The 24,945-nt window shown below is 70.7% G+C and carries 21 protein-coding genes and 5 pseudogenes; 11 read left to right on the top strand and 15 right to left on the bottom strand.

Annotation, left to right across the window (positions count from 1 at the left end):
• Positions 1–108 precede the first annotated feature (108 nt).
• On the bottom strand, positions 109–819 hold the full coding sequence (locus tag ACLQ2X_RS27485) for a class I SAM-dependent methyltransferase (protein ID WP_088947684.1): 711 nt from the start codon (positions 817–819) through the stop codon (positions 109–111).
• Positions 820–1,172: 353 nt separating this feature from the next.
• Between ACLQ2X_RS27485 and ACLQ2X_RS27480 the strand changes: the two genes are divergently transcribed.
• A complete protein-coding gene (locus ACLQ2X_RS27480) occupies positions 1,173–1,490 on the top strand; it encodes a transposase (RefSeq protein WP_425683981.1) in 318 nt (105 codons plus the stop codon).
• Positions 1,487–1,618: a hypothetical protein gene (locus tag ACLQ2X_RS27475; protein ID WP_425683980.1), complete on the top strand. Its 132-nt coding sequence runs from the start codon at positions 1,487–1,489 to the stop codon at positions 1,616–1,618. Before ACLQ2X_RS27480 ends, ACLQ2X_RS27475 begins: the two co-directional genes overlap by 4 nt.
• 250 nt (positions 1,619–1,868) lie before the next feature.
• On the opposite strand, the gene ACLQ2X_RS27470 is transcribed toward ACLQ2X_RS27475, so the two are convergent.
• Complete coding sequence (locus ACLQ2X_RS27470) at positions 1,869–2,396, bottom strand: hypothetical protein (protein ID WP_425683982.1); 528 nt, start codon at positions 2,394–2,396, stop codon at positions 1,869–1,871.
• Here ACLQ2X_RS27470 and ACLQ2X_RS27465 point away from each other — a divergent pair.
• Positions 2,352–2,684: a helix-turn-helix domain-containing protein gene (locus ACLQ2X_RS27465; protein WP_425683979.1), complete on the top strand. Its 333-nt coding sequence runs from the start codon at positions 2,352–2,354 to the stop codon at positions 2,682–2,684. The genes ACLQ2X_RS27470 and ACLQ2X_RS27465 overlap by 45 nt on opposite strands.
• Here ACLQ2X_RS27465 and ACLQ2X_RS27460 read toward each other — a convergent pair.
• The 3 genes and pseudogenes from ACLQ2X_RS27460 to ACLQ2X_RS27450 all read right to left on the bottom strand — a co-directional run bounded on the left by ACLQ2X_RS27460 (position 2,596) and on the right by ACLQ2X_RS27450 (position 5,793).
• Positions 2,596–3,540 carry a zinc-binding dehydrogenase gene (locus tag ACLQ2X_RS27460; protein WP_425683978.1) on the bottom strand — a complete coding sequence of 315 codons (945 nt, stop codon included), beginning with the start codon at positions 3,538–3,540 and terminating at the stop codon, positions 2,596–2,598. The two genes, ACLQ2X_RS27465 and ACLQ2X_RS27460, sit on opposite strands and share 89 nt — an antisense overlap.
• Positions 3,541–3,664: 124 nt before the next feature.
• A pseudogene (locus ACLQ2X_RS27455) lies at positions 3,665–5,082 on the bottom strand (aldehyde dehydrogenase family protein).
• A gap of 45 nt (positions 5,083–5,127) precedes the next feature.
• A complete protein-coding gene (locus ACLQ2X_RS27450; RefSeq protein WP_425683977.1) occupies positions 5,128–5,793 on the bottom strand; it encodes a TetR/AcrR family transcriptional regulator in 666 nt (221 codons plus the stop codon).
• Positions 5,794–5,884: 91 nt separating this feature from the next.
• On the opposite strand from ACLQ2X_RS27450, the gene ACLQ2X_RS27445 reads away from it, so the two are divergent.
• The 6 genes and pseudogenes from ACLQ2X_RS27445 to ACLQ2X_RS27420 all read left to right on the top strand — a co-directional run.
• Positions 5,885–7,033, top strand: a complete 1,149-nt coding sequence (locus ACLQ2X_RS27445) for an acyl-CoA dehydrogenase family protein (protein WP_425683976.1) — start codon at positions 5,885–5,887, stop codon at positions 7,031–7,033.
• Between the two features lie 15 nt (positions 7,034–7,048).
• Positions 7,049–7,807 carry an SDR family NAD(P)-dependent oxidoreductase gene (locus tag ACLQ2X_RS27440; protein ID WP_425683975.1) on the top strand — a complete coding sequence of 253 codons (759 nt, stop codon included), beginning with the start codon at positions 7,049–7,051 and terminating at the stop codon, positions 7,805–7,807.
• A 32-nt stretch (positions 7,808–7,839) separates the two neighbouring features.
• The gene (locus ACLQ2X_RS27435) at positions 7,840–9,012 is read left to right on the top strand and encodes an acyl-CoA dehydrogenase family protein (RefSeq protein WP_425683974.1); all 1,173 of its coding nucleotides are present in this window, start codon (positions 7,840–7,842) and stop codon (positions 9,010–9,012) included.
• Positions 9,009–9,473: a MaoC family dehydratase gene (locus tag ACLQ2X_RS27430; RefSeq protein ID WP_194799872.1), complete on the top strand. Its 465-nt coding sequence runs from the start codon at positions 9,009–9,011 to the stop codon at positions 9,471–9,473. Before ACLQ2X_RS27435 ends, ACLQ2X_RS27430 begins: the two co-directional genes overlap by 4 nt.
• Positions 9,470–11,014, top strand: a complete 1,545-nt coding sequence (locus ACLQ2X_RS27425) for a long-chain-fatty-acid--CoA ligase (RefSeq protein ID WP_425683973.1) — start codon at positions 9,470–9,472, stop codon at positions 11,012–11,014. Before ACLQ2X_RS27430 ends, ACLQ2X_RS27425 begins: the two co-directional genes overlap by 4 nt.
• Before the next feature lie 160 nt (positions 11,015–11,174).
• Positions 11,175–11,479 (top strand): annotated as a pseudogene (locus tag ACLQ2X_RS27420) (transposase); the annotation flags it as partial.
• Positions 11,480–11,771: 292 nt separating this feature from the next.
• Here ACLQ2X_RS27420 and ACLQ2X_RS27415 read toward each other — a convergent pair.
• From ACLQ2X_RS27415 to ACLQ2X_RS27385, 7 genes are all read right to left on the bottom strand, one after another.
• Positions 11,772–14,132: a transketolase-like TK C-terminal-containing protein gene (locus ACLQ2X_RS27415; protein WP_425683972.1), complete on the bottom strand. Its 2,361-nt coding sequence runs from the start codon at positions 14,130–14,132 to the stop codon at positions 11,772–11,774.
• Between the two features lie 63 nt (positions 14,133–14,195).
• Complete coding sequence (locus ACLQ2X_RS27410; RefSeq protein WP_425683971.1) at positions 14,196–15,551, bottom strand: MFS transporter; 1,356 nt, start codon at positions 15,549–15,551, stop codon at positions 14,196–14,198.
• A gap of 100 nt (positions 15,552–15,651) precedes the next feature.
• The gene (locus tag ACLQ2X_RS27405; RefSeq protein WP_425683970.1) at positions 15,652–16,620 is read right to left on the bottom strand and encodes a PDR/VanB family oxidoreductase; all 969 of its coding nucleotides are present in this window, start codon (positions 16,618–16,620) and stop codon (positions 15,652–15,654) included.
• Complete coding sequence (locus ACLQ2X_RS27400; RefSeq protein WP_425683969.1) at positions 16,620–17,738, bottom strand: Rieske 2Fe-2S domain-containing protein; 1,119 nt, start codon at positions 17,736–17,738, stop codon at positions 16,620–16,622. The genes ACLQ2X_RS27405 and ACLQ2X_RS27400 overlap by 1 nt, the downstream gene beginning before the upstream one ends.
• Positions 17,739–17,769: 31 nt before the next feature.
• Complete coding sequence (locus ACLQ2X_RS27395) at positions 17,770–18,606, bottom strand: fumarylacetoacetate hydrolase family protein (protein ID WP_425683968.1); 837 nt, start codon at positions 18,604–18,606, stop codon at positions 17,770–17,772.
• Complete coding sequence (locus ACLQ2X_RS27390; protein WP_425683967.1) at positions 18,603–19,244, bottom strand: VOC family protein; 642 nt, start codon at positions 19,242–19,244, stop codon at positions 18,603–18,605. The genes ACLQ2X_RS27395 and ACLQ2X_RS27390 overlap by 4 nt, the downstream gene beginning before the upstream one ends.
• Before the next feature lie 41 nt (positions 19,245–19,285).
• Positions 19,286–19,729, bottom strand: coding sequence for a nuclear transport factor 2 family protein (locus ACLQ2X_RS27385; protein ID WP_425683966.1), 444 nt, complete (start codon positions 19,727–19,729; stop codon positions 19,286–19,288).
• A gap of 180 nt (positions 19,730–19,909) precedes the next feature.
• Here ACLQ2X_RS27385 and ACLQ2X_RS27380 point away from each other — a divergent pair, with 180 nt between their 5' ends.
• Complete coding sequence (locus ACLQ2X_RS27380) at positions 19,910–21,586, top strand: FAD-dependent monooxygenase (RefSeq protein ID WP_425683965.1); 1,677 nt, start codon at positions 19,910–19,912, stop codon at positions 21,584–21,586.
• A 1-nt stretch (position 21,587) separates the two neighbouring features.
• Here the strand turns inward: ACLQ2X_RS27380 and ACLQ2X_RS27375 are convergent, their stop codons facing one another.
• Both ACLQ2X_RS27375 and ACLQ2X_RS27370 read right to left on the bottom strand, forming a co-directional pair.
• Positions 21,588–22,157 (bottom strand): TetR/AcrR family transcriptional regulator, encoded by a 570-nt coding sequence (locus ACLQ2X_RS27375; RefSeq protein ID WP_425683964.1) that lies wholly within the window; start codon positions 22,155–22,157, stop codon positions 21,588–21,590.
• Positions 22,158–22,261: 104 nt separating this feature from the next.
• Positions 22,262–22,507: pseudogene (locus ACLQ2X_RS27370) on the bottom strand (helix-turn-helix domain-containing protein); the annotation flags it as partial.
• A 570-nt stretch (positions 22,508–23,077) separates the two neighbouring features.
• Here ACLQ2X_RS27370 and ACLQ2X_RS27365 point away from each other — a divergent pair.
• Positions 23,078–23,644 (top strand): annotated as a pseudogene (locus ACLQ2X_RS27365) (hypothetical protein); the annotation flags it as partial.
• A gap of 1,194 nt (positions 23,645–24,838) precedes the next feature.
• On the opposite strand, the pseudogene ACLQ2X_RS27360 reads toward ACLQ2X_RS27365, so the two are convergent.
• Positions 24,839–24,945: pseudogene (locus ACLQ2X_RS27360) on the bottom strand (IS5/IS1182 family transposase); the annotation flags it as partial.

Genomic DNA, 24,945 nt, shown 5'->3' with positions numbered 1-24,945 from the left:
GTGCCCTACCCGCCGCACCCCACCAACGATGAGACGGCACAGATCCTGCTACCGCCAACCACGCACGAGGTCGTTAGGTGCGGACGGCGGAAGCGTTTCCGTCCAGGTTTAGTTGGCACCTTCTTGCCGGCGGTGTGCAAAGAGGACCGCTCCTGGAAGGCTCTCGTCGAGGCCGAGCAGCATCTGGGCCTTGACCGTGAATCCGGCATCGCGCAGCCAGGTCGCCATCCGGTCCGGCTGACGGCGGTGCACGTAGACCTTCATCGGATGACCGCCGTAGCCTTCCGTCTTCAGCCGTGACTCATCTCCGACGTGAAAGCCGAGCAACAGAGGTCCATCGGGACGCAGCACCCGCCGAAAGTGGCTAAGAACCGCCGGGATCTCGTCGTCGGGGATGTGGATCAACGACCAGAAGGCGAGCAGGGCAGTGATCGAGGCGTCAGCGAGTTGTAGGTCCGTCATCGAACCCACCTCGAACCGCAGGTCGGGGTGCTCCCGCCGAGCGATGTCGATCATCGCGGGTGACAAATCGACGCCGAAGGCATCGACGCCCAGCTTATGCAGGTGGGCAGTGACATGGCCTGGTCCGCAGCCCACGTCCGCCACCGGGCCACCGCCGGCGGCGTGGACCAGATCGGCGAACAACGCCAACGCCGCGAGCAGATAGGGCTCCCCAGCCAAAGCCACCCGTGTGTAGTCGGAGTAACTGTCGGCGACCGTGTCGTAGGAGATCCGGATGTCTGCCAACCAGTCGTCCGCTCGCCTGCTCCGTGACCCAGAAGTGCCGCCGCCTTCCAACCGCGTTCCGGTATCCGTCATCGTTCGGCTCCTCCTCGTGAACTGGTGCGGACGCGTAGGTCTCGGAAGCCGCGCACGCTACCAGTTTCCAAGCCAACTTCGGTGAACCGAGCACCCACCTTCGAGGTTTGACACCGCCCTGGCCGTCACCAGCTACAGCGAGACAGACGCCAGATGTCGGAGACCGGAGACCAGTGCCAACACAATCCGGACGGCGCCACCACTGGTGCCAACAACCGTGGACGGTGCCAGCTTCAAGTGGACCGGACACGTACGACGGCGAATGCTTCATCTGATGAAACTCGCCGTGGTTGGGGTCTGCTGCACCGATAGGTGACATCTGAGATGGCTTGCCCTGGTGGCGGGCTGGAAGGATGTTGCTGTGCCCAAGCCCTACCCCCCGAGAGTTCCGCGATGGCGTCGTGCGGGTGGCCCGTGACCGCGAGCCAGGCGTGACGGTTGAGCAGATCGCCAAGGACTTCGGAGTCCACCCGATGACGTTGTTCAAGTGGATGCGCCAGGCTGACGTTGACGCCGGAACCAGACCGGGTATCAGCGGCAGCGACTCAGCCGAGCTGCGCGAGGCCCGTAAGAGGATCAAGCTGCTGGAGCAGGAAAACGAGGTCCTGCGCCGGGCGGCGGCCTACTTGTCGCAGGCGAATCTGCCGGGAAAAGGCTCTACCCGCTCGTGAGCGAGCTGGCCGCCGACGGGATCCCCGTGGCGGTGACGTGCCGGGTACTGAACATCGCTCGTCAGCCTTACTACCGGTGGCTCGCCCAGCCGGTCGGCGACGCTGAACTGGTGGCACCGGCTGGATGAGCCAGCCCAACTGGCCGCCGACATGAGCAGGACGTTGGGCCGGGCCGACTGTCGATGGTGGGGATGTTCGGCAGCTCGAGTAGAAGCTCACATCCGACTCCGTTGCGGAAGAAACGCAGCTCACCACTCTGGTCACCGTCGGCGTTGCGGTCGCCTGCCTGGAACTGAAAGCCGAGGACGTTACCCATAGGCGACTCAGGCACGACGGCCATGTAGTCCTTCGGCGGACGCCGTGACAGGACGTTTGACGTCATCTCGAGGTTGAGCGCCGCTTCGACGCGGGCCACATGGTGGTCATGAAGTTCAGCCGGTTGTGCAGGACAGCCAGGACGAGGGTGAACTCGAAACGGTTGACGTTCGCGTCGAAGTTGCCGAGGACCTCGCGGTTGTCGGGCACGAGTTCGCGCAGGAGCTCCTTCAGCCGGTCGCGGGTGTACTCGTGCACGGCGACGGCCCGCTGAGTGTGCAGGAGTTCGGTGGCCATCGCGATGAGCGAGTTCACGACCGGGGTGATCGCGTCGTCGGGCGGCCCGCCCAGCCGCCGCGGGGTCAATGGAGCATCCAGTTCGTGACGGCTGGGCCAGGCTCGGGTGTAGACCAGTTCGGGTTTGAGGGTGGCGAAGAACGTCTCGGCCATGGCGTTGCCGTAGCAGTCGGCGGCCGAGCCCATCGAGGCTAGGACGCCGCAGGAGCGCAGGGTGCGGCCGAACTCGTGCGTTCCTCGATCCGAGTGATGGATGAGCTGGTCCCGGGCCGGTCGGCGGTGGTGGATGGCCATGCCGACCGGCTACTCACCGGGCAGCAGCTACGGATCGCGCAGCTGGTCGCCGAGGGAGCCACCAACCGCGAGATCGCCACCCGGATGTTCCTCTCCACCCGGACCGTCGACCACCACCTTCGCAACATCTTCCATCGGCTCGGCATCCGGTCCCGTACCGAGCTCGCCCGCGCTGCACTGAACCCGGCGCGGCGACGGGTCAGGGCAGCACGACGGTACGGGCGCCCTCGCCGCGGGCCATCCGGTCGAACGCCGCCGCGGCGCCGTCCAGGCCAGTCCGGTCGGTGATCAGGGTGGCCGGGTCCAGGGTGCCGTCGAGCACGGCGCGGGCCAGCTCGGGCAGGTCCCGGTCCGGGTCGGACGAGCCGTGCACCGAGGAACGCAGTGTCCGCCCGGAGTGGAAGATGTCCAGCGCGCTCAGGCTGACCACGTCGTCCCGCGCGCCCATCCCCACGACGGTGACCTGCCCGCCGCGCCGGACGGCCCGCCAGGCGGCGCGGATGGTCACGCCGCGGCCGACGCACTCCAGGGCGTGGTCGACGCCACGCCCGTGGGTGCGCTCCCGGATCGCCCGGCTCAGCGCGTCGTCGGCGACGAGGAAGTCGGTGGCCCCGGCGGCGGCGGCCAGTTCGGCCTTGGCGGGCGACACGTCGACAGCGAGCACCGGATCGGCGCCGGCGGCCCGGGCGGCGGAGACCACCGACAGGCCCACCCCGCCGAGACCGATCACCGCCACCGAGTCGCCGGGCGCCACCCGGGCGGTCCGGCGTACCGCGCCGACCCCGGTGAGCACGGCGCAGCCCAGCAGGGCGGCGGTGGCGAACGGCAGCTCCGCCGGAACGTCGATCACCGCCTCCTGCGGCACCACCACCTCCTCGGCCAGCGCGCCGAGGCCGAGGGCGACGTGCAGCGGCGAACCGTCCGAGGTCCGGCCCCGGGCGGTCGCGGGAGAGCCCGTCCGCTCGCAGAACCACGGCTCGCCGCGACCGCAGTACCAGCACCGCCGGCAGGGCGGCGCCCAGTTCAGCACCACGTGCGCGCCGGGCCGGACCCGGTCGACGCCGGGGCCGACCTCGATCACCTCGCCCGCCGCCTCGTGCCCGAGCACCAGCGGGTACGGCGGCGCGACAGTGCCGTTGACCATGGACAGGTCCGAGTGGCAGACCCGGCGGCCCGTACCCGCACCCGTACCTCACCCGGCCCGGGGTCCGGCAGCTCCACCTCCTCCACCGTCAGAGGCTGGTCCACGCCGCGGGCGAGCAGCGCCCTCATCGCTGGATCGCCTTGGTCTGGAGGAACTCGTCGAGCCCGTAGCGACCCAGTTCCCGGCCGAGGCCGGACTGCTTGTAGCCGCCGAACGGGGCGAGCGGGTTGAACGGCGCGCCGTTGATGTCGACGGCTCCGGTGCGGATCCGCCGGGCGACCCGCACCGCCCGCTGCTCGTCGGCGGACCAGACAGCGCCGGCCAGGCCGTACCGGGAGTCGTTCGCGACGGCCACCGCTGCCTCTTCGTCGTCGACTGGGATGACGGCGAGCACCGGTCCGAAGACCTCCTCCTGGGCCAGCGCGCTGCCCGGGTCGACGTCGGCGAGCACGGTCGGGGCGACGAACCAGCCCCGCTCGGGCAGCACCGCGTCCGGGCCGCCGGCGATCAGCCGGCCGCCGTCCGTGAGTGCCCGGGTGACGTGGCCGGTCACCCGGTCCCGCTGCGCAGCGGAGACCAGCGGGCCGAGCCGGGTGTCCGGGGCGAACGGGTCGCCGGTCCGGTAGCCGTCCGCGGCCTTGGCGACCAGGTTCAGCGCCTCGTCGTAGCGGTCCCGGTGCACCACCATCCGGGTCCAGGCGGTGCAGGTCTGGCCGGAGTTGAGGAAGGCGTTGCCCACGCCGGCCTTCACCGCGGTGGCCAGGTCGGCGTCGTCGAGGATCACGTTCGCGGACTTGCCGCCCAGTTCCAACGCGACCCGGGCGATCCGGTCGGCGGCCAGGTGCGCGATGCGCCGGCCGGTGGCGGTCGAGCCGGTGAAGGAGAGCATGTCGACGTCCGGATGGGCGGCGATGGCCTCGCCCACCTCGACGCCGGTGCCGGGCACCAGGTTGACCATCCCGGGCGGGAAGCCGGCCTCGTGGATCGCGTCGGAGAGCAGGTACGCGGTCAGCGGGGTCAGCTCGCTGGGCTTGAGCACCACCGTGCACCCGGCGGCCAGCGCGGGCGCCAGCTTCGCCATCACCTGGTGCAGCGGGTAGTTCCACGGGTGATCGCCCCGACCACGCCGACCGGCTCGCGGACCACCAGCGAGTTGCCGATGGTCTCCTCGGCGGGCGGCCGGGCGGCCAGCTCGACGTAGCTGCGCAGCACGGTCAGCGGCAGGCCGACCTGTACCCGGGTGGCGGCCTTCAACGGGGTGCCCAGCTCCAGCGCGACCGTCTCGGCGGCGATCGCGGCCCGGGCGGCCAGCGCGGTGTGCAGCCGGTCCAGGGCGGCGGACCGCTGCACGGGGGTGGTGTCGGCCCAGCCCGGGAAGGCGGCGCGGGCGGCCGTGACGGCGCGGTCGACATCGGCCGCCGTGCCGGCCGGCACGCTCGCCAGCACCTCCTCGGTCGCCGGGTTGTGCACCGCGATGGTCTGCCCCCAGGAGGGGGCGACCCACGCTCCGTCGAGATAGATGTGGGTTCGTGCAAGATCCATCGCGCCCCTCACGGTGGTCGAAAACTAGCGCTGCAAGTTTTTACTCTAGTGCCCCGCATCGGCTGGCAGGAGGGGTGGTAGCGGCCCGATGTGCTCCTCGTAGGTGTGGGAGAGCCCATGGATGAGCGCGTCGAGGCCGAGCGCGAAGGCGCCCTCGTCCACCCGTTGCTGATGCTCGGCGAGCCGGTGCGCCTGGGTCAGGTGCGGATACCGCTCCCCGTACAACCCCGGGTCCTCGACGAAGCCACGGGCGAACGATCCGAGCGCGGAGCCCGCCACGAAGTAGCGCATCAGCGCACCGATGTGCGTCGCGCGCGCGGGCGGCCAGCCGGCAGCGACGAGCCCGCCGTAGACCGCGTCGGCCATCGCCAGCGCCGCCGGCCGCCGGCCCGGCCCGCGGGCCAGGTACGGCACGATGTTCGGGTGCGCGGCCAGTGCCGCCCGGTAGGAGTGCCCCCACCGGCGCAGCGCCTCGCGCCAGTCGAGGCGCCCGAAGAAGGAGACGTCCACCTGGGCGGTGACGCTGTCGGCCACCGCGTCGAGAATCTCGTCCTTGGTGGCGAAGTGGTTGTAGAGCGAGGGCCCGCGTACGCCGAGTTCGGCAGCGAGGCGGCGGGTGGAGAACGCCTCCAGCCCGTCCGCGTCGATCAGCGCGGCGGCGGCATCGACGATCCGCTGCCGGCTGAGCAGCGCCTGCCTCGGCCGGGGCATCCGCGCCTCCCTCGCTCACTCGTCGGTCCGCGGCAACTTTGTCACAGCCGGGTCTGGACGTACTTAAACTTGCAGCGCTAGTTTATGCCGCATGGACCTTCAGCTCTCCGTGGAGCAGGCGGCGGTTCGTCAGCTCGCCGCCGAGTTCGTCGACCGTGAGGTGGTCCCGCACGCCGCGGCCTGGGACCGCCGCGAGTCGGTCGACCCGGAGATCGTGGGCAAGCTCGGCCAGCTGGGCTTCCTCGGGCTGACCATCCCCGAGGAAGACGGCGGGTCCGGCGGCGACCACCTCTCCTACTGCCTGGTGCTGGAGGAGCTCGGCCGGGGGGACTCCGCCGTCCGGGGCATCGTCTCGGTGTCGCTCGGGCTGGTCGCCAAGGCCATCGCCGCGCACGGGTCCGCCGCGCAGCGGGCCGAGTGGCTGCCCCGGCTCTGCGCTGGCACCGCGCTCGGCTGCTTCGCCCTGACCGAACCGGACAGCGGCTCGGACGCGGCCGCGCTGACCACCCGGGCGACCCGCGACGGCGGCGACTGGCTGATCACCGGCGCGAAGACGTTCATCACCAACGGCACCGTGGCCGACGTGGTCCTGCTCTTCGCCCGCACCGGCGGACCCGGACACCGGGGCATCAGCGCGTTCCTGGTGCCCACCAACGTCGCCGGGCTCACCCGGAGGGAGATCCACGGCAAGCTCGGGCTGCGCGGGCAGGCAACCGGTGAGCTGCGCTTCGACGCCGTCCGGGTGCCCGACTCGGCGCGCCTCGGCCCGGCCGGCGGCGGGTTCCGGCTCGCCCTGGCCACCCTGGCCAAGGGCCGGATGTCGGTGGCCGCCGGCTGCGTCGGCATCGCCCAGGGCTGCCTCGACGCGGCGGTCGGCTACGCCGGGCAGCGCACCCAGTTCGGCAAGCCGATCGCCGGGCACCAGCTGGTGCAGCAGTTGCTCGCCGCCATCGCCGTGGACACCGCCGCCGCCCGGCTGCTGGTGTGGCGGGTGGCGGACCTCGTGGACCGGGGCGAGGCGTTCGCCACCGAGGCCTCGATGGCCAAGCTCTTCGCCAGCGAGGCAGCGGTCCGGGCGGCCAACAACGCCGTCCAGGTCTTCGGCGGGTACGGCTATATCGACGAGTACCCGGTCGGCAAGTACCTGCGCGACGCCCGGGTCGCCACCCTCTACGAGGGCACCAGCCAGATCCAGCAGCTGCTCATCGGGCGCGCGCTCACCGGCGTCAACGCCTTCTAGCAAAGGGGAGAACCCGTGACCAGATTCGCCGACCGGGTGGCCGTCATCACCGGCGCCGGGCAGGGCATCGGCGCGGCGACCGCGCACCGGCTGGCCGCCGAGGGCGCCGCCGTCGCCGTGGTCGACCTCGACGAGGAGCGCAGCCGGGTGGTCGCCGACGAGATCACCGCGGCCGGTGGCCGGGCCGTCGGCATCGGCTGCGACGTGACCGACTCCGCGGCGGTGGCCGCGATGACCGACCGGGTGGTGCAGGAGTACGGCGGGTTGCACGTGCTGGTGAACAACGCCGGCATCACCCGCGACGACCTGCTGTTCAAGATGCCCCTGCCACACTGGGAGGCGGTGCTGACCACCAACCTGACCAGCATGTTCCTCTGCTGCCAGGCCGCCCAACAGCACATGGTCGCGGCCCGCTACGGCCGGATCGTCAACCTCAGCAGCCGCTCCGCCCTCGGCAACCGGGGCCAGGTCAACTACGCGGCGGCCAAGGCGGGGGTGCAGGGCCTGACGGCCACCCTCGCCATCGAACTCGGCCCGTACAACGTCACGGTCAACGCCGTCGCCCCGGGCTACGTGGCCACCGCGATGACCGCCGCCACCGCGCAGCGGGTCGGCAGCAGCCCGGAGGAGCATCAGCGGATGGTCGCCGAGCACACCCCGCTGCGCCGGGTCGCCCAGCCGACCGAGATCGCTTCGGTGATCGCCTTCCTGGCCAGCGACGACGCGTCGTACGTCAGCGGACAGACCCTGTACGTCAACGGCGGCGCGCGCTGAGGCGCGCTGGCGGACCAGCACCCGGAGGGGACATGGACTTCGCGCTTTCCGACACCGAGCGGGCGATCCGCGACACCGCCCGCGACTTCATCACCAGGGAGGTCATGCCGCTGGAGCAGGAGCTGCTGCGGCGGGAACGGGCGCACCGGCCCGGACTGGAGCACAGCGAGCTGCGCGAGTTGCAGCTCAAGGCGCGCAAGTTCGGGTTCTGGGGGCTGGCCACCCCGAAGGAGTACGGCGGCATGGACCTGCCGGCCGTCACCCAGTCCCTGATCTGGACCGAACTCGGCCGCTCGTTCGTGCCGTTCCGGTTCGGCGGCGAGGCGGACAACATCCTGTTCCACGTCAATGACGAGCAGAGGCGCGAGTACCTGGTCCCGACCATCGAGGGGGAGCGGCGCAGCTGCTTCGCGATCACCGAGCCCGGCGCCGGCTCCGACGCGGCCAACATCAAGCTCAGCGCCCGCCGCGACGGCGACGACTGGATCCTCAACGGCGAGAAGACCTTCATCACCGGCGGTCACGACGCCGACTTCGCCATCGTGGTCGCGGTGACCGACCGGGAGAAGGGGGCCCGCCACGGCGGCGCTACCGCGTTCCTGGTGGACCGGTCGATGGGCTGGCGCTCGGAGTTCATCCAGACGATGGGCGAGGGTGGCCCCGCCTCGCTGGTCTTCGACGACGTCCGGGTGCCCGGGCGCAACATCCTCGGCGAGCCCGGGCAGGGCTTCAGCCTCGGCATGGAGTGGATCGGCAAGGGGCGCTACATTATCCCGTCGCACGCCATCGGCATCGCCGAGCGGGCGTTGTCGATGGCCATCGACTACGCCAACACCCGGGAGACCTTCGGCGCGAAGATCGGCACCAACCAGGCCATCCAGTGGATGATCGCCGACTCGGAGACCGAGCTGGAGGCGGCCCGCTGGCTCATCCTGCGCGCCGCCTGGACCGTCGACCAGGGCATGGACCCGCGGCACGCCTCCTCGATGGCGAAGCTTTACGGCGCGGGCATGGTCAATCGGGTGGTCGACCGCGTCCTGCAGATCCACGGCGGCATGGGCTACACCCGCGAGCTGCCGATCGAACGCTGGTACCGGCAGGTCCGGCTCTACCGGATCTTCGAGGGCACCGACGAGATGCAGCGACTGATCATCTCCCGCGATCTGCTGCGCGGCTACACGAAGCTTGGAGGGCACCTGGCATGAGGGTCTTCGCGTCCATCGAGGAGTTGGCCGAGGCGACCGGCGAGACCCTGGGCCCCGGCCCCTGGTTCCGGATCGACCAGCAACGGGTCGACCGGTTCGCCGACGCCACCGACGACCGCCAGTGGATCCACATCGACCCGCGACGGGCCGCGGCGGGCCCGTTCGGCGGCACCATCGCGCACGGCTACCTCACGTTGTCCCTGCTGCCGGCGCTGGCCGGTGGCCTGTACCGGGTCGAGGGGGTTGCCATGGGGGTCAACTACGGCCTCAACCGGGTGCGCTTCCCGGCCCCGCTCCGGGTCGGCAGCGCGGTCCGCGCCACCGCGACCCTGGCCGAGGTGTCACCCGTGGACGGCGGCGTGCAGGTGGTCACCGCGGTCACCGTGGAGAGCGACGCCGGCGGCAAGCCGGTCTGCGTCGCCGAGACGGTCAGCCGCCTGGTGCGGGGCGTGGCCCGATGACCGCGCTGTCGCTGGCCATGGTGCTGGCCGAGTCCGCCCGCCGGCACGCCGACACCGTCGCCGTGGTCGACGGCGACACCCGGGTGACGTACGCCGAGCTGTGGCTGGAGGCGCGCAGCTACGCCGCCGGGCTGCGCGAGCGGGGGGTCGGTCCCGGCGACAAGGTGGCCCTGCTGGCCCCGAACGTGGTGGACTTCCCCCGGGTCTACTACGGGGCCCTCGCCGCCGGCGCGGTGCTCGTCCCGGTGCACCTGCTGCTGACCGTGGACGAAGCGGCGCACGTGCTGACCGACAGCGGCACGAAGCTGCTGGTGTGCCACAGCTCCCAGCTCGCCCTGGGCGCCGCCGCCGCGGCGGCGGCCGGCGTGCCGCTGGTGACCGTCGGGCCGGCGGCCGCCGGCGCGGTCGCGCCCCGCCTGGAGGAGCTGAGCCACCCACTGCCACCGCTGCCGTCGTACGTCACCCGGTCGGCGGAGGACCCGGCGGTGGTGCTCTACACCAGCGGCACCACCGGGGTGCCCAAGGGCGCCGTGCTCACCCACCTCAACCTGGTCATGAACGCCACCGTGAACGTCTTCGACGCCAACGACGCGCGCAGGACCGACGTAGTGCTCGGCTGCCTGCCGCTGTTCCACAGCTTCGGCCAGACGGTGGCGATGAACGGCACCTTCCGGATCGGCGCGACGCTGGTGCTGCTGAGCCGGTTCACCGGACCGGCCGCCATCGACCTGATGCTGCGTGAGGGGGTGGACGTCTTCCACGGCGTGCCCACCATGTACGTGGCGCTGCTCGACGCCGTCCGGGACCGGGACGACCTGCCCCGGCTGCGGCTCTGCGTCTCCGGCGGGGCGTCGCTGCCGGTGGCCGTGCTGGAACGGTTCCACGCCGCCTTCCAGACGACGGTCTTCGAAGGGTACGGGCTCTCCGAGACCTCACCCACCGCCACCACCAACCAGCCGCATTTCGGCACCCGCGCCGGGACCATCGGGCACCCGGTCTGGGGCGTGGAGGTGGAGATCGCCCGCGCGGAGGTGGACGAGCGGATCGAGCTGCTGCCGACCGGAGAGCTCGGGGAGATCGTCATCCGGGGGCACAACGTCTTCGCCGGCTACCTGGGGCGGCCCGAGGCGACCGCGGAGGCGGTGGTAGACGGCTGGTTCCGTAGCGGTGACCTGGGACGCAAGGACGCCGACGGGTTCATCACCATCATCGACCGGAAGAAGGACATGATCATCCGGGGTGGCTTCAACGTCTACCCACGCGAGGTGGAGGAGGTCCTTGCCGGGCACCCGGCGGTCGGCCAGGTGGCGGTGATCGGGGTGCCCGACCCGCGTCACGGCGAGGAGGTCTGCGCGGTGGTGGTGGCGGACCCGGCCGGCCCGGGCCTGCCCGACGAGCAGGAGATGATCGACTGGTCGCGGGAGCATCTGGGCCGGCACAAGTACCCGCGGCAGGTCCGGTATGTCGACGACCTGCCGCTCGGGCCGAGCCACAAGGTGCTCAAGCGGGAACTGCGTCGCCGGATGGCCCCGCCCGACTGACCACCGCCCGCCGTCCGCTGCCACCCGCCCAGGCCGCGGCCCTCGCCGCGCTCGCCGCGCATCGAGGGCCGCTTCCTCCGGCTGTCACGCCCGCGAGCGTCGCCCGTCGTCGTGCTCGGCGGGCGGTCCCGGCGGTGGCGTCGAATACTGAGCCGATGACCAGTACCCGGCGGTGATCCGGCTCTGGCGGACCTCGTGGCCGCAGTTCGTGCCGTTTCTGGACTACGACCACGAGGTGCGCAAGGTCCTCTACACCACCAACATCATCGAGAGCCTGAACGCCCGGTTCCGCCAAGCCGCCCGCCGGCGGGGGCACTTCCCGACCGAGCAGGCCGCGATGAAGGTGCTCTACCTCGTCGTCCAGCAGAAACGTAAGGGCGGCGGGAGCATCACTGGCCGGGTCTACGGTTGGGCCAAGGCCTCAACGCCCTGATCCTCGCCTACGGCGACCGGATCTCCATCTAACAACCTCGATCACACCACAGGCACAACACGGAAATCGACACACTCCCGTGTTCAGGGCCGGGTGCTCAGGCAGAGATATCTCCGGCACGTAAGGCCCCGGCCGTCATGTATGTGCAGACGGGCGCGAGTTGTCAGGGTGGCGGGATGTGGTCGCCGGCGGCGTACCGACTCCAGGTGCCGCCGGCATTGGTGACCTGCCGGGTGGCGGTGGTGGGGTGGAAGCCGAGAGCGTCGGCGTAGGCCCGGACGCTGGTGTCGTGGGGTCGTCGATCTGCGGCAGGACGGCACTGCGTCAGTCGACGAGGTCGAGGGCGGCGCCGACGATAGCGTCGGTGTCGATGCCGTGGTGCCGGTACACCGACTCCAGGTCGCCGGACTGGCCGAAGCGGGTGACACCCAGATGCACGGCGCGGATCCGGTGCACGCCGGACAGGAACGCCAGGGTGTGCGGGTGCCCGTCGAGCACGGTGACCATCGGGACGGCCCGGTCGGCGGGGAAGACCTGCTCCAGGACGGCGCCGTGCACCGGCGGGTGCACGACGTCATCCAGGCCACGGCGAGCCTGCGCGGCCCGGAACAGCAGGCCGGGGCTGGTCACGACCACGACGTCGGCCGGGAAACCCAGCCAGGTGAGCCGGTCGGCGGCGGCCAGGCCCTCGGTGACCATCGCGCCCATCGTCACCACGGTGACGGTCGGGGAGGCGACCCGGCGCAGCGCGTAGGCCCCGCCCACCACCTGCCGACGACGGCGCTCCCGGGCGGCCGGGTCGGTGGGGACCGCGGCCAGGGACTGGTCGACCGGACGGGTCGACAGCCGCAGGTAGGCGCTGCAGCCGTCGGGGCGGCCGAGCCGGCCGAGGGAGGCCAGCAGGCACCACTCGGTGTCCAGGGCGAACGCCGGCTCGTAGGTGACCACGCCGGGCTGCTCCAGCCCGATGGACGGGGTGGTGATCGACTGGTGCGCCCCACCCTCGGGGGCCAGCGTCACCCCGGACGGCGTCCCGACCAGGATCGACTGGCCGCCGGCGTAGACCCCGTAGGACCACGGCTCCAGTGCCCGGGAGACGAACGGGTCGTACATGACCCCGATCGGCAGCAGTGGCTGGTCCCACCGAGACCAGGTCGCGCCCAACTCGCCCATCAGCGACACGAGGTTGACCTCGGCGATGCCCAGTTCGACGTGCTGGCCGGACGGACGCTCGCGCCAGTGCAGGATCGTCTCGGGGTCGTCGGAGAACCAGTCGCGGCGGTCCTCGGCAGACCAGACGCCGACCTTGTTCACCCAGCCACCTAGGTTGGTCGAGGACGACACATCGGGGCTGACGGTGACGATCCGGGCGCCGGCCTCGGGCGCGGCCCGGTTGAGGTCTAGCAGGGTGCGGCCCAGGGCGGCCTGGGTGGTCGCGGTCCCCGAGGGGGTGCGGCCTAGGTCGCCGGGGACCGACGGCGCGGGGGCACCCTCGTACCGGCCGCGCCGCAGCCGCTCCGCCGCTGCGGCCAGCAGCCGACCACCCGCGGACGAGGGGTCCAGCCGGACCCACGGGTCGGCCGGGTCCACGCCGACCCGGGCGGCCAGCTCGTGCAGCTGGGTCTCGGTCAGCAGCGCCGAGTGGTTCTGCGGGTGGCCCTCAGTGGCCAGCCCGTAGCCCTTGAGCGTGTAGGCGAGCACGACGGTGGGGCGGGTGTCGTCGATCTCGGCGAACGCCGTCCGCAGCGCCGTGAGGTCGTGCCCACCCAGGTTCCGGACGGCGGCCAGCAGGTCGGCGTCCGGGACGTCGGCGATCAACCGCGCGACCTCGTCGGCGCCGGGGCCTTCACCGGGCAGGTGCTGGCGCAACTCGTCGGCCGTGCGGCGCAGCATCCGCTGGTACTCGGGGTTGGTCATGGTGTCGATCCGGTCCCGCAGCGCCAGACCGCCGTCCCGGGTGAACAGCCCCTCCAGCAGCGCGCCGTACTTGACCGTCAGCACCTGCCAGCCGGCGGCGGCGAACATGCCCTGCAGCCGGGCCGCGCCCATCGTGGGGACGACGCGGTCCAGGGACTGCCGGTTGAGGTCGACGACCCAGCAGACCTCGCCGAGCTCGGCGACCATCGGGTCGACGACGGCCTCCCAGACCGCGCCCTCGTCCAGCTCGGCGTCCCCGACCAAAGACCACTGCCGGCCCGAGCCGCCGGTGCCGAACTGGGTGTTGACGTAGCGGCGGGCGATCGCACCCCAGATCGGCGCGGTCGCCCCGATGCCGACCGAGCCGGTCGAGTAGTCCGCGGGCACCGGGTCCTTGAGCCGCGAGGGGTATGACTGCAGACCGCCGAACTCGCGCAGCGTGGTCAGCTTCTCCGCCGGCAACCAGCCCAGCAGGAACTCCAGCGCGTGCAGCACCGGCGAGGCGTGTGGCTTGACCGACACCCGGTCCTCCGGGCCCAGCGTCTCCAGCCACAGCGCGGTCATGATGGTGGTGATCGACGCCGAGGACGCCTGGTGCCCGCCGACCTTGAGCCCTGACGGATTGGGCCGCACCCGGTTGGCGTGGTCCACGATCGCGTTGGCCAGCCACAGCACCCGCTCCTCGACCTCACGGAGCGCGGCGTCGGCACGGATGCCGGCGGCGGCGCCGATGGTGGCGGTCTGCGGGCTAGCGACCGTGCTGGTCATTGGCTCTCCTCGAGGTGGTGCGGGACGAGCGGGGTGCGGCCTGCAGCCGCACCCCGCTCTGCGTCAAGCGCGGGCTGTCGCCTTGACCTGGGGGTCGCGCAGTCCGAGCAGCCCGAGCAAGCTGATGACCGCGAGCCCGACGACGTACCAACCGATCGACTGTGAGGTGCCGGTGCCGGCCAGCAGGGCGGTGGCGACGATCGGTGCGAGCGCTCCACCGAAGATGGCGCCGACCTGGTAGGCGACGGAGGCCCCGCTGTAGCGGATCTGCGCGGGGAAGAGGTCGGCCACCAGGCCGGCCTGGGCTCCGGTCATCAGGGCGATGCCCACCGCCCAGCCGAGGTACGCCAGGACCATCAGCGGTAGCGAGGTGCTGTCCAGCAGTAGGAAGAACGGCAGCGCCCAGACGGCGGTGATGATGATGCCCGCCGAGTAGACCGGCTTGCGGCCGATCCGGTCGGCGAGAATGGCGGCCGGTCCGACGGCGACCAGCCAGAGCGCGGCTGCGGCCACGGTCAGCCAGAGCATCTCCGAGGTGGGAACACCGAGGGAGTCACGGCCGTATGCGATGAGGTAGACGAACATCAGGTAGCCCAGAGCCGGGGACACGATGGCAGCCAGACCGGCCAGCGTGAGGGTCCTGGGGTGGGTGCGGAGCAGCTCGACCAGCGGGGTGCGGCTTACGTTGTCGTTGCGCTTGAGCGCCGCGAAGTCGGGGCTCTCCACGACCTTGAGGCGGGCGTAGAGGCCGTACCCGATGAGGCCGGCGGACAGCAGGAACGGGATCCGCCAGCCCCAGGAGAGCAGCTGGTCGGGGGTGAGCGCTGCACCGAGGACGAGGAAGACCGAGGTCGCGGCGATGATGCCCAGCGGGTTGCCCATCTGGGCGAAGGATCCGTAGAACGTCCGTCGGTTCGGGGGGGCGTGCTCGACGGCCATGAGGACCGCTCCGCCCCACTCGCCGCCCACGCCGAGCCCCTGCATGAAGCGGAGGACCACCAGCAGGACGGGCGCCCAGATGCCGATGGAGGCGTAGTTGGGCAGGAGCCCGATGCAGAACGTGGCGACACCCATGAGCACCAGTGAGGTCACGAGCATGGACTTGCGGCCCCAGCGGTCCCCGAAGTGGCCCATGACGACACCCCCGACGGGGCGGGCGAGGAAGCCGACCCCGAATGTGGCGAAGGCTGCCAGGGTGGCTGCCACCGGGGAGAAGCCCGGGAAGAACTGGGGCCCGAACACCAGCGCTGCCGCTGTGCCGTAGATGTTGAAGTCGTACCACTCGATGGATGTGCCGATCAGGCTGGTGCGGGCGACCCGGCGGCGGTCGCGACGCATCTGGGCCGGCGTGCGGTCGGTCGCATCGCCGTTGGGGTCGACGGCGGTGGGGACGGGCGAGGGCTGGTTGAGTGTAGACATCGGCGTCTCCGGACTCGCGGTGCTCGAACGGACCGTCCTCCCGGGCGGGGGACGGGGCTGGGTGGCCTGGTCAGTCGCGGTGGCGGGGTGTTCGGCGCTGTCAGGGGACGTGCAGGGTGACGACGCCGCCGGCGGACCGGGACACGCACAGGCACATCTGGGTGTTGGTCGCTCGTTGCCGGTCGCTGAGGAAGACGTCGCGGTGGTCCAGCGGTCCTTCGGTGTCCAGGACGTCGACCAGGCACAGTCCGCACTCGCCACGCAGGCAGTCCGACATGACCTCGATGCCGGCTTCCGCCAGCACGTCCAGTGCGGTTCGGTCGGCCGGGACGTGCGCTTCGACGCCGGCATCGGGGACTCGCACGACGAACGGTGCCGCAGGCGCGGTTCCGCTGCTGCCGAAGGTCTCGAACCGCAGCCGTCCGGGGGGACGACCTGTGGCGGCCCAGGCCTGCCGGGCGGCGTGGAGCATGGGCATTGGGCCGCACACGTACAGCTCGTGGTCCACAGGCAGCCCGGCAACCAGGCCGTCAAGGTCGAGCCGCCCGTCGATGTCGTCGCTGGTAAGGCGGACGCGTCCGGGGTGGTCTTGCTGCAGCTCGTGGGCGAAGGCCATCTCCTCGCGGCTGCGGGCGGAGTAGATCAGCTGGTAGTTCGCGCCCCAGTGGCGGAGCCGCTGGGCCATGCCGACCAGCGGCGTGATGCCGATGCCACCGGCCAGTAGGACGTAACCCGGTCGACCCCAGGTGAGCTCGAAGGTCTGCACCGGTTGGGAGACGATGAGTTCGTCACCGGCCTGCAGACGGTGCATGAACGCCGAGCCACCTCGGCTGTGGGGATCCAGCCGGACGCCGACGCTCACCGTCTCGGGACGACGTCCGTCGTCGACCACCGAGTAGGACCGGATGACCTCCCCCTCGGGCAGGGGGATGACCACGTCGAGGTGGCTCCCGGGGGCAGGTGCGGTGACCGCGGGGACGGCGAGGTCCACCCGCCTGACCGTGGGGGTGACGGGAACGCTGTCGACCACCCGTGCCGTGCGCCACTCCCGCAGCGTGCGGTTGGACATCAGGCCGACCCGGCGGGCATCGGGTCCGGCGCGGGCGCAGCCTGGGTGCTGGGTGCGGTGACTGCTGCGCGGGCGTGGGGCTGCCCGTCTCCCTCGGCGGCTACCAGGCGATCCAGCAGCCGGCGGACCCACATGCCGCCGCCGTCGATGTTGAGGTTGTAGAAGTCGTAGTCGGGGTGGGCGTCGATGGCTTCCTGCTGGGCATTGAGCATGGCCGTGTCCTCGCCGAAGATGCGGTGCACCGCGGCGGTGAGGTCGCGGGTGATCTCCTCGGACTCCAGCGTGTGGTTGCGCATGCGCATCCAGAAGTAGGAGGAGGTGGTGGCGGTCTTGGGGGTCACGGTGTCCAGCACCCAGCCGCGCACACCCTGGCTGAAGTCGCCCTGTTGGGCTCCGGTGCCGGCTGGGGCGACGCCGACATCGATGCAGATCGTGGAGGGTGCCTGCCAGTGGATGATCTGCCACCGGTCGACCGGGCCGCCGTCCCACTCAGGGTGGGCCAGCTCCATCTCATACTTCCATGCCGGGGGGGCCTGCACGCCCAGCATCCATCGGGTGACGGTGACGCGGTCGTCGGTGTGGGAGACGGTGAACGGGGTCTCCGCGACGGCGTCCTGGCCGATGCTGGACCCGTGCACGAAGGTTTCGTGGGTGAGGTCCATGAGGTTGTCCAGCACCAGGCGGTAGTCGCATTCCAGCTCGATGGTCTCGCCGGCGCCGGCCCACGCGGGGTCGCTGGCCCAGTGCATGTCGGGGACCTTGCCGGGGTCGGCCAAAGCCGGGTCGCCCACCCAGACCCAGATCACCCTGTCGCGCTCCACCACCGGGAAGCTGGCGACCGAGGCGCTGGGGTTGAGCGTCTCCTGGGACGGCATGAAGGTGCACCGCCCGGCCGGGTCGTAGGCGATGCCGTGGTAGCCGCACACGACGTCGTCGCCGCGAAGGAACCCCATGGACAGCGGGACAAGCCGGTGCCAGCATGCGTCCGCCAGGGCGGTGGGGGTGCCGTCGAGCTGCCGGTACAGCACGATCTTGCGGTCGCAGACGGTGACCGGGGTCAGTTCGCGCCCTAGGTCGGCCGCCCAGCTGGCGGCGTACCAGGCGTTGCGCGGGTACATGGAGACTCCTTCGTCTCGGCTGGGATGGCGGTCAGGCGCAGGTGTTGACGAGTTCGCCGACGCCCTCGATGACGATGCGGACCGTCTGCCCACTGCGCAGGAAGATCCCGCGCTTGTGGCCGACACCGGCGGGTGTCCCGGTCAGCACGACGTCGCCGGGTTCCAGGGTGGTCTGCTGCGACAGGTAGGACACGATCTCCGGGACCGGGGTGACCAGGTCGCGGGTGCGGGCGTCCTGCCGCAGTTCCTCGTCCACCCACGTCTGCAGCCGGAGGTCATCGGGGTCGGGCAGCTCGTCGAGGGTCACCAGGGCCGGACCCATCGGGGTGAAGGTGTCGAAGCTCTTGGCCGTCGACACGTCGGGCAGTCGGCCGGGGATGCGCCCTTTCTGCACGTCGCGGGCACTGACGTCGTTGCAGACTGTGTAGCCGGCGATGGCCATCCGTGCTACGGCAGGATCGACGTCGGTCAGCCGCGCGCCCACGACGACGCCCAGCTCGCCCTCGTAGTCGACCTGTCGCGGCGCGACTCGGGGGAAGCGGATGGGCTGCCCGGTGGCGGTGACCGACGAGGGGGCCTTGAGGAACACCATGGGTTCAGTCGGCTGGTCGGTGTTGCCCACCTCGGCCCGGTGAGCGGCGTAGCCGAACCCGACGGCCCAGATCTTGGACGGCCGCGGTATCGGGGCGAGCAGCTCGGCCTCCTGCACCGGCCGGGTGGCGGTGGCCGCGGCAGCGGTCAGTTCGGCGACGGTGCACCCACCGGCCAGTGCCGCGCCGAGGTCGGGGAAGGGCACGTCGAGCAGTTCCACTGTGTCCTCGTCCAGCATCCGGCCGATGCCTGCCCGGGTACTGACCAAGCGCGTCATGGCTGAGGTTCCAGGGAGAGCAGGCTCTCGCGGGGCTCGCCGCTGTGGAAGCGCTGGGCGAACGCCGCCGCATCCAGTTCCAGGCCCGAGGGGTTGGCCGCGAACGCGTCGCTGGACATGAACGCGATCTCCTCCTCCGCGGTCGGGAAGTTGGAGCAGGAGAACTCGATGACGTTCCCATCGGGGTCCCGGAAGTAGATGCTGGTGGCCTGCCCGTGGTTGGCAGTGCGGTGCGGGATCGCGCCACCCGCACGCATGTGCTCGTACTGCGCGATGAGGTCCTCCAGGGAACCCACGCCGAATTGGAAGTGGTGCAGCCCGGGGCCGGCCGGGTCGACGCCGGTGAGGCTGTCGATTCCGAACAGGGCGAGCACCTGGGACCACGGGTGCCCGTTGTCGTGGACCGTGAAGAACGCCAGGCGCACGTCCACGGCCCGCTCGGGCATGCCGGCCGGGCGTGGCGGTGCGTCCGGGTCGGGGGTGCGCTCGAAGAAGGGACCGTGGCCCAGCAGGTGCGAATACCAGGCGTGCATCTCCTCGAACCGACCGGTCTTGAGCACCAGCTCGGCCATCTGCAGCGTCACGGGCCGGGTCTCGGCGGTGGTCTGGGACTGCTCGGTGGGGGCGGTGGTTGTCATGCTGACTCCTCGTTCGTCGTCACGGGAGGTCGTGGGGTCGGTCAGGGCGTAGGGCCGGTGGCCTGGACAGTGGGATGCAGCGGCCGGGAGCGACGGACGGCCACCCGCCAGCGACCTGCGTCGTCGGGGACGAGCTCGTGCACCGTGTCCAGGACACGCTCCAGGCGGTAAGACGCGTCGGGTTGGCGGACGTGCAGCAGCACGAACGCCGTGACCACTGCGCGTTCCGCAGTTCCCGTCACTAGGGGGTTGGTGATCGTGTGCACCGTGTGCCGGTCGGTCTGCCCCTGCCGGTGGGCGAGGAAGCCCGCGATCTCCGCCTTGCCCTGCAGGCGCTCACCGCGCGCTTCGAAGGTCGCGTCCTCGGTAAAGCAGTCGATTCCGGCGCTGGCCGTACCCGCGTCGATGTGACGGTGGTAGGTAAGCACCGGCTCGAACGACGACGCGAGGTCTAGGCGCGGGACTGGCGAGATCTGTGCTGTCATGTGATCTACATCGCCCTTCTCTTGAACTGGAGTCAAGATAGGGTGGCCGGGCCAAGTGTGTCAACGACCAATTCTCCTGGCTATGGCAAGGTCGCGGCTCTCTTGACTCAGAGCCAAGAACGGTCGATTGTGGCCCCATGTCTCGCACTCGCAGACAGCAGCCGGGAGAGGGGTGGGGCCATGCCCGTGGACGTCGATGTGGTCGTTGTGGGGGCGGGGCCGGTCGGGTGCGCCCTGGCCGTCGAATTGGGTCGCCGCGGAGTGTCGGTGAAGGTCGTGGACGCTGGTGACGGCGACGTCACGTTCCCGGCCGGCGAGGCGATCTTCTCCCGCACCATGGAGCACCTGCGGCGCTGGGGCATCGCCGATCGAGCCCGGGCCGAGGGCGTGCCAGCGGCCGACTACCCGCATCGGATCGTCTTCATGACCCGGCTCACAGGGCACCTGCTGACGGACTTCGACACAGGCGCGACCAACGCCGAGCCCGGTGAGTTCGGCGCGGTGAGCCCCGAGGGTCCCGCCTTCCTGTCCAAGTTCTCCTTCCTGCCCCTGCTGGAGGGCGCCGCAGCGGCCGAACCGACGGTCACCGTCGAGCACGGCAAGCTCGTCACGGGCCTCGTGCAGGGATCCGACGATGTCCAGGTCCTCGTGGTGGACCAGGCCACCGAACAGGAGGAGACCGTCTCGGCGTCCTATGTCGTGGGGTGCGACGGCGGTCGCAGCTGGGTTCGTCGCCACCTCGGCATCGACTTCGACGGGGCCTTCGCCCAGGGGCGCAACTTCGCGGTCCACTTCCGAGCTCCGGCGCTGAAAGACCTGCTGCAGGCTCACGGTGGCGGGCTGGCCGCCCAGATCCAGACCCTGGCCGACGAACGTCGGCCCTACATCACCGTTGTCGATGGCGTCGACGAGTGGCGACTATCGGTCTACTTGGACCAGGACCCGGCGCCCGGCGACGAGATGCGCTGGGTGCACGCCGCGGTGGGCGCACCCATCGACGTCGAGATCATCCGCGCCCAGCCCTGGAGCGGGCACCGAGTGGTGGCCGACCGCTACCGCGACGGCCGCGTCTTCCTCGCCGGTGACGCCGCCCACCTGCTGTGGCCCAAGGGCGGGTTCGGGGCCAACACCGGCATCGGGGACGCCGTTGACCTGGGTTGGAAGCTGGCGGCGGTCCTGCAGGGCTGGGCCGGCGACGCGTTGCTGGACAGCTACGAGGCCGAGCGACGCCCCATCGCCGTCCGAAACGTCTCGGAGGCCTCCAGCAACTGGACCTCCGACGCCCAGATCGTCCCGGACCCGGTACTCGACCAGGATGACGACGCCGGTCGCGACGCCCGTGCCGACATGGGGCGTCTCATCCAGGAACTACGCGGGCGGGAGTTCCGCAGTGCCGGTGTGCAGCTGGGGTACCGGTACGAGGGATCACCGGTGGTCGTCCCCGACGGCACTCCTCCGCCCCCGGACGAGCCGGACGTCTACGTTCCCTCGACCCGCCCCGGCAGCCGGGCACCACACGTCTGGCTGCCGGACGGGACCTCCCTGTTGGACCACTTTGATGTGGGGTTGACCGTGGTCGACACGCGTCCGTCCTGGGCCGGTGACCTCGCCGACCTCGCCGATCTCGTCGGCTCGGCCGCCGATCGGGGTGTACCGCTGAACGTGCTGCGCCTGACCGCCGACGCGAGCACCGAGCTGTACGGGGAAAGGCTGACCATCGTCCGCCCCGACGGCCACGTGGCCTGGCGGGCGGCGAACCCTCCGTCGGACCCGGGCGCCCTGCTCGACACGATCTGCGGGCGGGAGGCACCTGGCACGGCGTTCGCCGATCCGGTGCGCGAGACCGCGGTGGTGTGAGTCAGTCCCGGTTTGCGCCGCTGGACTGCGGCTCGAGAACCGTCGTGAGCAACCACCGGATCATCTCGTGCGCGGGGCGCGGCGCCGGTTCCAGGGCGTTCGTGCCCTCGAACAACGCCACCGCGGCGTCGGCGACCATCTCCCGGTCGGGTCGCTCCCCCTGCCGGTCGACCGCGGCCTCCACCAGGTGGCGGATCCAGTCCAGGAACCGGTCGTGCGCCTCCCGCACTGCCCTGGAGTGCGGGATCCGCTCGTGCATCGCCTGGTGGAGACCACGGAAGGTGCGCATCTCCGCCAGCCCTCGTACCAGGACCGACAACGGGTCCAGTCCCTGCAGCTCGTGCTCCAACTGGCGCACCTCGCGGGTCAGCATCCGGTCCATGACGGCAGCGAAGACGTCGTCCTTGGAGGGGAAGTACCAGTACACGTTGGCGCGAGCGACTCCGGTGGCGGAGCTGATGTCGGCGATCGTGGTGCCCGCATATCCCTGCTTGAGGAACAGGTCCGTGGCGGCCGCGAGCACCTCACCGGCACGCTCGTCCCGCGGAATCTGCTGACGGTTGCGGGGCACGACACCTCCTGGATCCCGGGCGGCTCAAGCGCCACCGGTCGTGTGCACAGAGGTTAACAATCAACCTTGTCTGCGCAGCCGCCCGGTCCGGTCTGTCAGCAGCTCACCCGCTCCATGATCACCGTCGAGGGCAAGTCCGGGAACTCCGCCGACAACGCCCGGATCTGCGGCTCGACCGCATCCACGATCGAGCCCTTCGCCGCCCGCCGATACCGCGGCGGCTCATCACTGGCCAAGACCTTCTTCACGGTGTTGCGAGACATCCTCAACCGCCGTGCGATGGCCTGGATCGCCATCCCCTCCGACCGCCGCAGCCGCCGGATCTCCGCCCAGTCCTCCACGCTCAGCACCTCCCGATGCTTCAGGAGGTGGTCCCGATTGACCCGGAACCACGTGGTCAGTCTTTCAGGCGGAGCCGACAGATACGACGTCGTCCTTGTCCACCGACTTAGCCTCAAGATCTCCGGGCAGGGCGGGTCTGCTGCACCGGCAGGTGACCCTGGATTCGCCGTTGTTCGTGCCGACGTCGTGGGACGACCAAGCCGTTGACGAGGCTGATCGGCCCGAGGCGGGTTGCTCGCCGGGCTCTCTGTGGGATTCCCGGGGACGAGCGCCATCGGTCCAGGTTGTCGCTGGTCATGGAGATGCTCGACGAACTGGCCGAGCACGGCCTGCGCTCACCACTACTGGCAGAGGACGCCCAGCTGCGGCGACAACAGCCAATTCCGCAGCGCCGAGCCGCGCCCGCACCTCCGCGGCAGGCGAGGATCGCAACACGTGAAACGTCGGCCGACACCATCGGCGACCCGACCAGCTGTGCCCGCCCTCCGCGGCAGGCGAGGATCGCAACGGGCAGACCAAGAGTGCCAAGAGCGCGACCAGATTAGACTTCCTGCAAGTGGCGAGCAGCGGAGGTCGACATGTTTGGTCGCCCGTGGAGACGATGGTTCCGCCGAGCCGCACCGAAACCTGCGCCCTCCGAGGTCGTAAGCTCCGGCATCGGCTCCATCGCGATCGGCGGCGACGTCACGAATTCATCGATCAGCACGTTTGTGGGTGGCTCGTTTCTTCGCCTCTCCAACATGACGATGGCAGCGAAAACGATCTTCGAAGACGTTGCGGTGACGGCCTTCACCGGCCGTCGCTGGCTGATTGAGCAGCTTGAGGACTTTCTTCGCGAGAACGACCGCGGGCACGTCATCGTCGAGGCTGCTGCCGGTGTCGGCAAGACCGCACTCGCGGCCGCGCTGGTCAACGCGAACGGATGGCCCTGCCACTTCACCGGGAACGCGGATGGCCGTCTCTCCCGCCCCGCCCTCGCCAACCTGGCGGCCCAGCTCATCCACGAGTGCAAGCTGGCGGACGAGTGGGCGCCGAACGGCGTGTTCGTCGCGGAGGCCGTGACGCCGGGGTTGTTTGAGACGCTGCTCCACGCCGCCTCGGCCACCCTCGGCAGGCGGAGCTTGGTGATCGTGGTTGATGGCCTTGACGAGGCGGAGCACGTCGACGGTGCCCTGCCGCTGGGCCTTCCGCGCACCTTGCCGCCGAACGTGTACCTGGTGATCACCTGCCGGACCGGAACGGGCTACCTGGCGCCGATCGGCCCCCACCGCGTTCTACCCATCGAGTCCTCCAGCGAGGACAACCTGAACGACATGCGCAACTTCCTCGATGTAAGGGTTGCGACTGAGCCGCTGGCGAGCCGCCTGCACGAAGCCGACACGCCCGCGGAAGACTTCGTCGCCCTGCTCGTCGATCGGTGCGCCGGCATCTGGGTCTACCTGCGCTACGTCCTCGACGAGATCGAGCGCGGCGGGCGACCGATCGACGATCTTCGTACGCTGCCACGCAGCCTTGCGGGCTACTACCGAGAGAAGCTAGACGGGGAGCGACAGCGACCCGAATGGGCCTGGCTCTACCGTCCGCTGCTCGCCACCCTGGCCGTGGCCGGCGAGGCGCTGCCGATCCACCGGCTCACCGCCCTCGCCGGACTGCCGGAGGCGGAGGTCGAGGGCGTGCGGCGGTTCTGCGACGGCTCCTGGCGCCCCTTCATTACCGTGCGGAACTCCTCCCGGCCGGCCCGGTACGGCATCTACCACGCCAGCCTGCGCGACTTTCTCATTGGGGACACTCCGGCAGACGAGGCCGGCGACCACGCGGCGCGGACAGCCGACGACCTGGCCGACGCGGCTGCAGAGGCGCATCGACGGTACGTCGCCCTGCTGAGTGCGGAGGTGCCGCTGCTTCCCGACGGCAGGCGCGACTGGGCAGCCGCCGACGGCTATACCGTCCGGCATCTTGTCGCACACGCCGCGGCGGCCGCGCGAGACATCTTCGATCCCCGGGCCCGGGGCACGGCGGCGGCGGTCCTCGACGAGTTGCTCGGCGACCTGGAATGCGTTTTGCACGCGGAGCCGTACTCGCTGAGCGAGGCGCTCGGCAAGCCCCAGCACGAGAGCGCCGAACGCGTCGCGCGGGTGTACCGGATCTCCTATGGCCTGCACCGGCAACTCGAGGTGCTGGGGCGACGGCGGGTCTTCGCCATGGACGCGGCCCGCTTGGGCGATGCGGGCCTCGCCAAGCAGGCGTCCTCGGCCGACCCCGACGGGTGGCATCCGCAGTGGGCGACTGGATCCGGCCCACTCAGCGCGCTTCGTCTGTCGATCGACACTGAGCCTTTTTCATCCTGCGTAGCGGTTAGCTTCGACGTCGTGCAGAACGAGGATGGCCTGCACGATCGGGGTCGCTCGTCGTGGGCAGCAGCGCAGCTTGACCAGGATCTTCCAGG

Origin of the sequence: Micromonospora sp. DT31, from assembly GCF_049841795.1 — a bacterium.
Classification (GTDB): Bacteria; Actinomycetota; Actinomycetes; order Mycobacteriales; family Micromonosporaceae; genus Micromonospora.
This window is presented reverse-complemented; position numbering and strand designations above follow the sequence as displayed.

Excerpts from the sequence above, each read along its gene's own strand:
- ACLQ2X_RS27425 (WP_425683973.1), top strand. The coding sequence starts at position 9,470 with ATGACCGCGCTGTCGCTGGCCATGGTGCTGGCCGAGTCCGCCCGCCGG.
- ACLQ2X_RS27400 (WP_425683969.1), bottom strand. The coding sequence starts at position 17,738 with ATGTACCCGCGCAACGCCTGGTACGCCGCCAGCTGGGCGGCCGACCTA.
- ACLQ2X_RS27415 (WP_425683972.1), bottom strand. The coding sequence starts at position 14,132 with ATGACCAGCACGGTCGCTAGCCCGCAGACCGCCACCATCGGCGCCGCC.
- ACLQ2X_RS27465 (WP_425683979.1), top strand. The coding sequence starts at position 2,352 with ATGGATGAGCTGGTCCCGGGCCGGTCGGCGGTGGTGGATGGCCATGCC.
- ACLQ2X_RS27485 (WP_088947684.1), bottom strand. The coding sequence starts at position 819 with ATGACGGATACCGGAACGCGGTTGGAAGGCGGCGGCACTTCTGGGTCA.
- ACLQ2X_RS27445 (WP_425683976.1), top strand. The coding sequence starts at position 5,885 with ATGGACCTTCAGCTCTCCGTGGAGCAGGCGGCGGTTCGTCAGCTCGCC.
- ACLQ2X_RS27380 (WP_425683965.1), top strand. The coding sequence starts at position 19,910 with ATGCCCGTGGACGTCGATGTGGTCGTTGTGGGGGCGGGGCCGGTCGGG.
- ACLQ2X_RS27395 (WP_425683968.1), bottom strand. The coding sequence starts at position 18,606 with ATGACGCGCTTGGTCAGTACCCGGGCAGGCATCGGCCGGATGCTGGAC.
- ACLQ2X_RS27435 (WP_425683974.1), top strand. The coding sequence starts at position 7,840 with ATGGACTTCGCGCTTTCCGACACCGAGCGGGCGATCCGCGACACCGCC.
- ACLQ2X_RS27430 (WP_194799872.1), top strand. The coding sequence starts at position 9,009 with ATGAGGGTCTTCGCGTCCATCGAGGAGTTGGCCGAGGCGACCGGCGAG.
- ACLQ2X_RS27390 (WP_425683967.1), bottom strand. The coding sequence starts at position 19,244 with ATGACAACCACCGCCCCCACCGAGCAGTCCCAGACCACCGCCGAGACC.
- ACLQ2X_RS27385 (WP_425683966.1), bottom strand. The coding sequence starts at position 19,729 with ATGACAGCACAGATCTCGCCAGTCCCGCGCCTAGACCTCGCGTCGTCG.
- ACLQ2X_RS27470 (WP_425683982.1), bottom strand. The coding sequence starts at position 2,396 with ATGGCCATCCACCACCGCCGACCGGCCCGGGACCAGCTCATCCATCAC.
- ACLQ2X_RS27480 (WP_425683981.1), top strand. The coding sequence starts at position 1,173 with ATGTTGCTGTGCCCAAGCCCTACCCCCCGAGAGTTCCGCGATGGCGTC.
- ACLQ2X_RS27410 (WP_425683971.1), bottom strand. The coding sequence starts at position 15,551 with ATGTCTACACTCAACCAGCCCTCGCCCGTCCCCACCGCCGTCGACCCC.
- ACLQ2X_RS27460 (WP_425683978.1), bottom strand. The coding sequence starts at position 3,540 with ATGGTCAACGGCACTGTCGCGCCGCCGTACCCGCTGGTGCTCGGGCAC.
- ACLQ2X_RS27405 (WP_425683970.1), bottom strand. The coding sequence starts at position 16,620 with ATGTCCAACCGCACGCTGCGGGAGTGGCGCACGGCACGGGTGGTCGAC.
- ACLQ2X_RS27450 (WP_425683977.1), bottom strand. The coding sequence starts at position 5,793 with ATGCCCCGGCCGAGGCAGGCGCTGCTCAGCCGGCAGCGGATCGTCGAT.